We start from the raw sequence: 1,517 nt of genomic DNA, 5'->3' as shown, positions 1-1,517 counted from the left end.
GCCGGGAGGACCGATGACCCCACCCCCACCGCCGCGCCCGGCACAGCTCGGCCCGCTGCTCGTCCGGCGCCGGCTGGCTCGGGGCTGGAGCCAGCAGCGCACCGCCGCCGAGTTGTGTGCCGCCGCGGGCGTGCCGACGTTGAGTCGGCACGAGGTGTCCCGGTGGGAGCGGCAACGACGCGTCCCGGGAGGGTTCTGGCTCGGTTGGCTCGCCGTGGTGCTGGACGTGCCGCTGGTGGCGCTCGCCGAGGCCGCCGCGGTCACCCGGCGAGCCGGCCCGGCGCGGTCCGTCGGGCCGGGCCGGGCCATGACCGGCGCGCGGCCGGGCGGACGGGCGGGTCGGGGCCGCACCGGCGCGCGGGCCGGCGGGACGACGCGTGGCGGTGGAGCGGGGTACGCGGCGACCGGCTAGCGTCGTGGCGTGACCCACGCAGCTCCCGTGTCTCCCGTCGACCGTGCCGGCCTGCGGCAACGGGTCGACAAGGCCCTCACCGAGTTCCTGGCCGGCCAGCGGGCCCGGTTGACCGACGTCGACGACGCCCTGGTTCCGGTGGCGGAGGCGATCGAGGCGTTCGTGCTCGGCGGCGGCAAGCGGTTGCGGCCGGCCTTCGCGTACTGGGGGTTCCGGGGCGCCGGCGGGGTGGACGGCGACCAGGTGCTCACCGCCCTGGCCGCGCTGGAATTCGTGCAGGCCAGCGCCCTGATCCATGACGACCTGATGGATCGCTCCGACACCCGGCGTGGCGAGCCGGCGGTGCACCGGCGGTTCGCGGCCCGGCACCGGGCGGCCGGCTGGGGCGGAGACCCGGACGGGTTCGGCGACGCGGCGGCGATCCTGCTCGGCGATCTCTGCCTGGTCTGGTCCGACGAGTTGCTGCACTCCGCCGGGCTGGACCTGCGGGCGGTGGCCCGGGCCCGGCCGGTCTTCGACGAGATGCGCACCGAGGTCACCGTCGGGCAGTACCTCGACGTGCTGACCCAGGTCACCGGGGACACCTCGGTGGAGCGGGCCAGCAAGGTCGCCCGGTACAAGTCGGCGAAGTACACGGTCGAGCGGCCGCTGCTGCTCGGCGCCGCGCTGGCGGACGCGACGGCGGACGTGCGGACGGCCTACTCGGCGTACGGGCTGCCGCTGGGCGAGGCGTTCCAGCTCCGCGACGACGTGCTGGGGGTCTTCGGCGACCCGGCGCAGACCGGTAAGCCGGCCGGGGACGACCTGCGGGAGGGCAAGCGCACGTACCTGGTGGCGGCGGCCGTGGAGGCCACCGACGACGCTGGGCGGGAGCTTCTGCTCAGCAGGCTCGGCGACCCCGGGCTCGACGAGCAGGGGGTGACCCAGCTGCGCGAGCTGATCTCCGCGAGCGGGGCGCTGGCCCGTACCGAGCAGCGGATCGTCACGCTCACCGACGCGGCGCTGGCGGCGCTGGCCGCCGTCGACCTCGACACCGAGGCCCGCCAGGCCCTGGTCGACCTGGCGATAGCCGCCACCCGCCGCGCCGACTGACCCTTCCCAACCC

2 protein-coding genes are annotated in these 1,517 nt (G+C 76.4%); both read left to right on the top strand.

Annotated features, from left to right (window positions below):
- Positions 1–412 (top strand): helix-turn-helix domain-containing protein (locus EAD89_RS30155; RefSeq protein ID WP_233579240.1); only part of this gene is annotated, 412 nt, incomplete at its 5' end.
- Positions 413–421: 9 nt separating this feature from the next.
- Positions 422–1,504 (top strand): polyprenyl synthetase family protein, encoded by a 1,083-nt coding sequence (locus EAD89_RS30150; protein WP_121656043.1) that lies wholly within the window; start codon positions 422–424, stop codon positions 1,502–1,504.
- The last annotated feature ends 13 nt before the right edge of the window (positions 1,505–1,517 follow it).

Origin of the sequence: Micromonospora sp. BL4 (assembly GCF_003667505.1) — a bacterium.
GTDB lineage: Bacteria > Actinomycetota > Actinomycetes > Mycobacteriales > Micromonosporaceae > Micromonospora.
This window is presented reverse-complemented; position numbering and strand designations above follow the sequence as displayed.